Source organism: Sporomusa sp. (genome assembly GCF_035561255.1).
In the GTDB taxonomy this organism is placed as follows: Bacteria; Bacillota; Negativicutes; order Sporomusales; family Sporomusaceae; genus Sporomusa.
The window spans coordinates 1-7,702 of the sequence record NZ_DATMXX010000212.1; the positions used below are offsets into that span (position 1 = coordinate 1).

Here is a 7,702-nt window from a genome sequence, read left to right on the forward strand (position 1 = left end):
ATATATTATATGCCGAATTTCCTAGTTAATAGGAAAATGGGGGACCCATTTTTTGGGGTGAATCCGCTTTATGCGGTAGGGATTTCCCTTTGTCCCGAACCCGTCAGCTAACCTCGTAGGCGTTTAGAAAGGGGTGTTTTAATGAAAAACATCAAAAATTTTATTATTGGTACCATTACTATGGCTGTTTTAGCGGCTAATATGGGGATGTCACCAGCTTTTGCTGCGTTGGGTGACCAAACACTCAGACCCGGTATGGAAGGCCAAGACGTAAAGGAGCTTCAGGTACGGCTTAATGATTTAGGCTTTACCCAGATTACTGCTGATGGTATATTTGGTGAAACTACCGAACAAGCGATAATAGAACTTCAGAATGCAAAAAATATTGATGCCGATGGTATTGTTGGACAGGCTACTTTTCAAGTCCTGTTAGGTGACCGTGGGCCGGAAGTATCGCGCGGCAGTGCCCCGGGACGCTACAAAACCGTTTTGGCTATTAAAGCTACTGCTTATGCCCCTGGTCCGCATGACAATGGACAATGGGGCAACCTGACGTATATGGGTACTCAGATACGTCCAGGCGTAATTGCTGTTGACCCGCGGGTTATTCCACTTGGCTCAAGACTATATATTGAATTTGCTGATGGTAATGGCATGTATGGCGTAGCAGAAGATACTGGTGGCGCAATCAAAGGAAATCGCATCGACATTGCGATGGTTTCTGTAGATAAAGCCTATGATTTCGGCGTTCAAAATGTTAAAGTATATGTTCTTAGTTAATCACAATGCCTGGCACTCTGCCAGGCATTGTTTATTTTTTTTTAAAATTACATGAAAAATGGTAGATTTGGTAACTTTATTTATGTTATTATATTGGGAAATACCTATTAGATGTGTTTGGTGAAAGGAGTTTAGTCAATGCTTAACAACAAATTCGGTCCTGAAGGGTTAACTTTTGATGATGTTTTGCTAGTACCGGCAAAATCGGAAGTTCTTCCCAGGGAAGTAGAAGTGTCAACATATTTGACTAAAAATATTAAGCTTAATATCCCTATTATTAGCTCAGGAATGGATACCGTTACCGAAGCCCGGATGGCGATTGCCATGGCACGTGAAGGCGGCATAGGGGTAATCCATAAAAATATGCCTATTGCCCGTCAGGCTAATGAAATTGACAAAGTCAAACGGTCTGAGCATGGCATTATTGTCGACCCGATATTTTTATCCCCCAATAATACCCTGCAGGATGCTCATGACCTCATGGAAAAATATCGTATTTCGGGGGTACCTGTTACTACCAATAACAAACTTGTTGGTATTTTGACCAACCGGGACCTGCGTTTTGAAACTGATTTAAGCCGTAAAATTGCTGATTGTATGACCAGAGAGCATCTTATCACTGCCCATGTTGGCACCTCACTGGAAGAAGCCAAAGCAATTTTACGTGAGCACCGGATAGAGAAATTGCCACTTCTTGATTCTGAAGGTAACCTAAAAGGTCTTATAACTATTAAAGATATTGAAAAAGCGCAGAAGTATCCAAACTCAGCTAAAGACGCGAAAGGACGCTTGCTGGTGGCAGCCGCTATCGGTGTTGGATCAGATATGATGGAGCGTGTAGAGGCCATCGTAAGTGCTAAAGTTGATGTAATTGTTGTGGATACTGCCCATGGCCACTCCAGGGGCGTACTTGACGCAGTAAGAAAAATTAAAGATGCTTTCCCGGCTATTGATCTTATTGCCGGTAATGTTGCAACTGCCGAGGCTACCCGCGATTTGATTGAGTCAGGCGCTGATGCCGTTAAAGTAGGTATTGGACCTGGTTCTATTTGCACGACCCGGGTAATTGCCGGTATTGGAGTACCGCAAATTACCGCAATTTATAACTGTGCCAAGGCTGCCAATGAGTACAACGTGCCCATTATTGCTGACGGCGGCATCAAGTATTCAGGAGATGTAGCTAAAGCAATTGCAGCTGGTGCTCAGATTGTAATGATTGGAAACTTGCTTGCCGGAACAGAAGAAAGCCCAGGTGAAACCATTATTTATCAAGGCCGTAGCTATAAAGTTTATCGAGGCATGGGGTCGCTGGGGGCAATGGCTGAAGGCAGCAAAGACCGCTATTTCCAAGAAAACATGGACAAGCTCGTACCTGAAGGAATTGAAGGGCGAGTGCCCTACAAAGGCTCAGTAGCGGATACTGTATTCCAACTGATAGGTGGCTTGCGGGCTGGTATGGGTTATTGTGGGGTTCGAAATATAGAAGAGCTTATTACTAAAACCCAGTTTATCCGTATCACTGGTGCCGGTTTAAAAGAAAGTCATCCACACGATATCAGCATAACGAAAGAGTCGCCTAACTATAGTGTTTAATAAAAAATGCTTTGGACCAACGTCCAAAGCATTTTACTCATTACCAAGGGGCAGGAGTCTCAAAACTAACAACCCGAAATTCAAATTGACGGTCTTGATAAAAATTAATGATATCAGGCAAGGCTTTTACTGTCTCGCCATGGCCACGGCCATCATGCAGCAATACAATTGCATGGCTCCATAAATTTCTGCTATCCATTTGGGCAACAATATTACCCAAAATTTGTTTGGCTTTTGCATTTGAAGCATCACCAGAGCTGATATTCCAGCCAACCTCAATATAGCCAAGTTTACTTAGGTTGTCCCAGTATTCTTTGGTAAAGCTACCGGCAGAACCGCCTGGCGCACGTGAGATACGCGGTCGTACACTAATTACTTGTTTTATAATCTCATCAGTATGGCGCAATTGAGAAACATAAGTGTTAGGTGATTGATATAACTCACGGTACACATGGTTGTAAGAGTGATTACCAATAGCATGCCCTTCCTGATATATGCGGCGTAAAATGTCCGGATTCTTCTCAGCCTGATTTCCCACTACAAAGAAAGTTGCCTTTATACCATAACGCTTCAGGATGTCCAGTACAGCTGGAGTATTTTCCGGTGCCGGACCATCATCAAAAGTAAGGTAAACTACCTTTTCAGCATGGTACGGGGTAACCTTCGGAACCTCCAATGCCAGTCCTTGGGCCTGCCTTTCTTCCACAGTGAATACATCATAGGCCGGCTTCCCTGAAAGCGGCGGATTATCAAAGCTTTCATTCATGTAGTAAGCATCAGTAATTGTGCCTGGTGAGGTAATATACGCAACAGTGTCCGGCTGAGATTCTTGATGTAAGGGTGAACCTGAAACCGGTACAGGAAAGTTGAGATTAGCGGAGATAATCAATGCCAGCGGCGATGCTACCAGTATGGTAAGACACACAGCGCCTAAGCTGCATATTACCTGAAAAAGCCATGATTTATGCTTCATTTAGTCGCTCCTGTTAGCGCTAGTTTGACAAACACTGTCTAAATCTCGTATATTCTCCGTCAGATTCACTATTCCTGCATGTAAAACTTAGGTAGCTTGGGGATACTATTCTAAGAGGAGTGTATGCCTATGCCAAAAAAAATTATTATAATCACAGTCATGGTTGTTTTATTTTCAATGTCGGCTAATATTTGTTATGCATTCTTAGGATTGCCAGGAACTGACAGTCTAAATAACTTAAATTTGGTTGCTGCTACTCAAGTATTTGATATAAACGGTCAACTAATTTCTAAGTTGTTTGAGGAAAACCGAATTGTAGTAACAATTAACAATATGTCTCCCTATGTTCAGCAGGCGATCATAGCAAATGAAGACACCCGATTTTACAATCATATTGGTATTGATCCAATCGGGATTATTCGTGCCATTGTGGTTAATATCCGCCAAGGTAGCCTTGTGGAAGGCGGAAGTACCATAACCCAGCAACTGGCAAAGAACATGTTTCTTACGCAAGAACGAACATTAATCCGGAAAGTAAAAGAAGCGCTGCTGGCCTTAATTATTGAACGCAAATTTTCTAAGCAAGAAATCATGCAAGCTTATTTAAATCAGATCTATTTCGGTGAAGGAGCTTATGGTGTAGAGGCAGCTGCCCAAATGTATTTTGGCAAACATGCCAAAGAGCTGTCATTATCTGAAAGCGCTTTGCTTGCAGGATTGCCGCGTGGTCCCAACATTTACTCACCTTATATTGATATGAAGGCTGCCTTAGATCGCCGGTCAGTTGTGCTAGCCGGGATGGTTAAAGAAGGCTATGTAACAGAACAGGAAGCCGAACGTGCTAAAGCTGAGCCCATCAAAGTTGCCGGCAAAAAAAAGCGGGTGGTACAAGCTTCCTATTTTCTTGATTATGTTGCTAATGAATTGGTTGGACGCTATGGCGCCAATAGAGTATATAAAGGCGGTCTTAAAGTCTATACCACTTTAGACATAAAGCAGCAGCAAGCGGCTGAGGCGGCTTTAGGTGAGCTACAAGGAGCCGTACTGGCCCTTGACCCCAAGACCGGTTATGTTAAAGCGATGGTAGGCGGGCGTAGTTATGAGGAAAGTCAAATAAATCGCGTATTCGTAGAAGTCCGCCAACCTGGTTCAGCCTTTAAACCATTTTTGTATGCAACCGCCCTTAATCAGGGCCTGGCTGCTAATGCCATAATTGTTGATGAACCCATTAACATCAATGGGTATTCACCGGTTAACTATGATAAAAAGAACCGTGGTCCTATTACTATGAAAAAAGCGTTGCGCTTGTCAGTCAATGTAGCTGCTGTTAAACTTGGACAGCAGGTAGGAATAGATCAAGCGTTAGCACTTGCCAAAAGTTTAGGGATTACAACATTAACACCTGAAGATAATAATTTGGCTTCCGCATTGGGAGGTCTAACTCAGGGAACTAATTTGTGGGAATTGACGACAGCATATAGTGCCTTTGCGAATGGCGGTGTATTATCTAAACCTGTGTCAATCCTTAAAGTACTTGATGAAAATGACCAGGTGCTTGAAGAAGGCAGGATAATCCAACAATCGATACTTAAACCGGAAACAGCTTATATTCTAACAGATATGCTCCAAAGTGTGCTCCAGGCCGGTACTGCGACGCCAGCTAATCTTGGACGCCCAGCCGCTGGCAAGACAGGTACTACTGACAATTATGAAACAGCCTGGTTTATTGGGTATACTCCGGATATATTAGTTGGTATTTATGTGGGTAATGATAACCGTAAGCCTGTAGGGATCTCTGGTACTGAGGTTTCGGCGTTATGGGGTAAGATGGTTTCCAAAATAGTAGCAAATACGCCGCCAACTGATTTCCCGGTTCCATCTAATGTAATTACTGGTATCCCGATCTGTGCAAACACAGGTAAGCTGGCAGAAAGCGGCTGTAAAGAAATCGAATATAGTGCTTTTGTCCAGGGAACCCAACCATTACCTGAAAGTCGTTCTAAGTCCTGGCTGACACCAGGCACAAAAGAACAACAACCCAATCAGCAGGAACGTAAGCAGCCATTTTGGAAATGGCCGTGGTCGAGATTGCCGTCATTTTAAACTTGTGGTACAATGTGCTAGTATAGTAAAACAAAGTTAAGGAGTTAATACTTCTCAGTGAGTACTAAAGCAACTGTTCTAGGTGTTTTAATTGATATTGTTACTATGTCGGAAGCAGAAGCCAAGCTCGAACAGTTTATTGCAGAAAAAAAACCGCATTTAGTCGCTACCGCCAACGCAGAGATGGTTATGCTGGCACAAGAAGATCAGGAATTAGCTGCCATCCTTAATCAATGTGCTTTGGTAGTGCCTGATGGTGCCGGTGTTGTATGGGCGGCACGGCATCAAGGATATACTATGCCGGAGCGAGTCGCTGGCTACGACCTCTCTCAAAACCTGCTGGCCCATGCCGCTAAGCACGGCTATCGTGTTTTTATGCTTGGTAGCCAGACTGCAATTATTGAAAAGGCAAAAAAGGTTGCAATAGAACGTTATCCTGGCCTGATCATTACCGGTATAAGGGATGGTTTTTTCACACACCAGGATGAGCCAGCTATTATCGAATCAATTAGAGCTGCCAAACCTGATATCTTATTAGCTGCATTAGGAGTTCCTAAACAGGAGAAGTGGCTGGCGAGAAACTTGTCTAAACTAAACGTCCCTGTATGTATGGGCGTCGGTGGCACTTTTGACGTAATGGCTGGTACGGTTAAACGTGCACCACTCTGGATGCAACGCATCAGCTTGGAATGGCTGTTCCGCTTACTCCTGCAGCCACAGCGAGTTATCAGAATGATGGCTTTGCCCCGTTTTGCTGTCAAAGTCATGCTAGGTAAAAAATGTTAGACAAAGTAAACCAAGTATATTATACTGATATACTGAACTTGCTTTTTGGCTTTAATTTTCAGAGGAGGTTTTCACAGGGAGGTGGATAGATGGTAAAAACTCCTGTTGTCAAAGAAGGATATATTTATATTGCTATACTTGGACTAGTCACTATAATTTCTGCCTTAGCTTTAAGCTTATATTGGGCGATTATTCCCGGAGTATTAACGGCCTTTGTTACCTTCTTTTTCCGCAATCCCAAACGTGATGTGCCAGTGGACGACAAATTGATCGTATCACCAGCCGATGGCAAAGTAATGGGCGTCAATGAGGTGTACGACGATCTGTTTCTTAATGAAAAGAGTATCAAGGTCACAATTTTTTTATCTGTGTTTGATGTGCATGTCAATCGTAGCCCGATTAATGGTGAGATTAAGTTTCAGCAATATACTTGCGGTAGATTTAAGCCTGCATATAAAGAAGCAGCAGCTTGCGAGAATGAACGCCACGCTATTGGTCTAGAAAATAGCCAGATGCGTGTTTTAGTTACGCAAATTGCCGGTATTCTGGCACGGCGTATTGTATCTTGGGTCACCCTTGGTAGTGTACTTAAGCAAGGTGACCGCTATGGATTGATTAAATTTGGATCGTGTACTGAACTCATTGTGCCAACTACAGTAGACATACTTGTTAAAAAGGGGGACAGAGTTAAAGGCGGAATTACCGTGATAGGGAGGTTAAAGGAAAAGTGAGAAATGCTATTCCTAATATATTAACAGCAGTTAACATAGTGTTGGGCATGTTTGCCATTATCTTTACCTTTCAAGGTGAGTTTACCTGTTCAGCATTATTAATTATTGCTGCTCTGGTCGCAGACGGTCTGGATGGTCGGGTTGCTCGATACTTTGGTGTAAGCAGTGACTTTGGCAAAGAACTTGATTCATTGTGTGACTTGGTTTCCTTTGGCGTAGCTCCCGCCATTTTAGCATACGCTTTTATGCTCAAAGACTTTGGTATGGCTGGGTATATTATTGCCGCTGCTTTCGCTACTTGCGGAGCGTTGCGTTTAGCAAGATTTAATGTTAATACAGGTAGCGTTAAAGGCTATTTTATGGGCTTGCCAATCCCAACTGCCGGCTGTGTTGTAGCAACTTTTGTCATATTGGGCATGAAGCCGTCCGGTTGGATATTTCCCTTAATGGTAGCAATTTTTGCCTATTTAATGGTGAGCACGATCAGATATCCTGATTTTAAAGGTAAAGGCGGCGAGCCCGTTCGGTTAATTCCTGTTGCCATTTCTGTCGCTGTAGGCGTATATATTTTGTTTTTAACCCTTAATGCAGTATTATTTGTGCCATTTTTTGTGTACTCCTTATTCGGCATTTTGAATACTCTGTTCGGTTTATTTGACCGTCATTCTGCCACTTAAATTTATTTTGTCAATCTGTTACAGCAGGAAAAATACACATTTAACCGAAACATATGCAT

At 42.9% G+C, this 7,702-nt stretch carries 7 protein-coding genes and 1 riboswitch; of the genes, 6 read left to right on the forward strand and 1 reads right to left on the reverse strand.

The annotated features are described in order from the left end of the window. A riboswitch (cyclic di-AMP (ydaO/yuaA leader) is annotated at positions 1 to 138 on the forward strand. Between the two features lie 3 nt (positions 139 to 141). After that, the gene (locus VN379_RS11635) at positions 142 to 780 is read left to right on the forward strand and encodes a 3D domain-containing protein (RefSeq protein WP_325533970.1); all 639 of its coding nucleotides are present in this window, start codon (positions 142 to 144) and stop codon (positions 778 to 780) included. Between the two features lie 138 nt (positions 781 to 918). Then, complete coding sequence (guaB, locus tag VN379_RS11640) at positions 919 to 2,373, forward strand: IMP dehydrogenase (RefSeq protein WP_325533972.1); 1,455 nt, start codon at positions 919 to 921, stop codon at positions 2,371 to 2,373. Between the two features lie 40 nt (positions 2,374 to 2,413). Here guaB and VN379_RS11645 read toward each other — a convergent pair whose 3' ends face one another. Next, the gene (locus VN379_RS11645) at positions 2,414 to 3,346 is read right to left on the reverse strand and encodes a polysaccharide deacetylase family protein (protein ID WP_325533974.1); all 933 of its coding nucleotides are present in this window, start codon (positions 3,344 to 3,346) and stop codon (positions 2,414 to 2,416) included. A 129-nt stretch (positions 3,347 to 3,475) separates the two neighbouring features. Between VN379_RS11645 and VN379_RS11650 the strand changes: the two genes are divergently transcribed. The 4 genes from VN379_RS11650 (at position 3,476) to pssA (ending at position 7,643) form a co-directional block, all read left to right on the forward strand. Further along, the gene (locus VN379_RS11650) at positions 3,476 to 5,449 is read left to right on the forward strand and encodes a PBP1A family penicillin-binding protein (protein WP_325533976.1); all 1,974 of its coding nucleotides are present in this window, start codon (positions 3,476 to 3,478) and stop codon (positions 5,447 to 5,449) included. Between the two features lie 57 nt (positions 5,450 to 5,506). Beyond that, on the forward strand, positions 5,507 to 6,235 hold the full coding sequence (locus VN379_RS11655) for a WecB/TagA/CpsF family glycosyltransferase (protein ID WP_414714992.1): 729 nt from the start codon (positions 5,507 to 5,509) through the stop codon (positions 6,233 to 6,235). Positions 6,236 to 6,324: 89 nt separating this feature from the next. After that, a complete protein-coding gene (locus VN379_RS11660) occupies positions 6,325 to 6,966 on the forward strand; it encodes a phosphatidylserine decarboxylase family protein (protein WP_325533978.1) in 642 nt (213 codons plus the stop codon). Continuing rightward, a complete protein-coding gene (pssA, locus tag VN379_RS11665) occupies positions 6,963 to 7,643 on the forward strand; it encodes a CDP-diacylglycerol--serine O-phosphatidyltransferase (protein ID WP_325533981.1) in 681 nt (226 codons plus the stop codon). The genes VN379_RS11660 and pssA overlap by 4 nt, the downstream gene beginning before the upstream one ends. Positions 7,644 to 7,702: the final 59 nt, after the last annotated feature.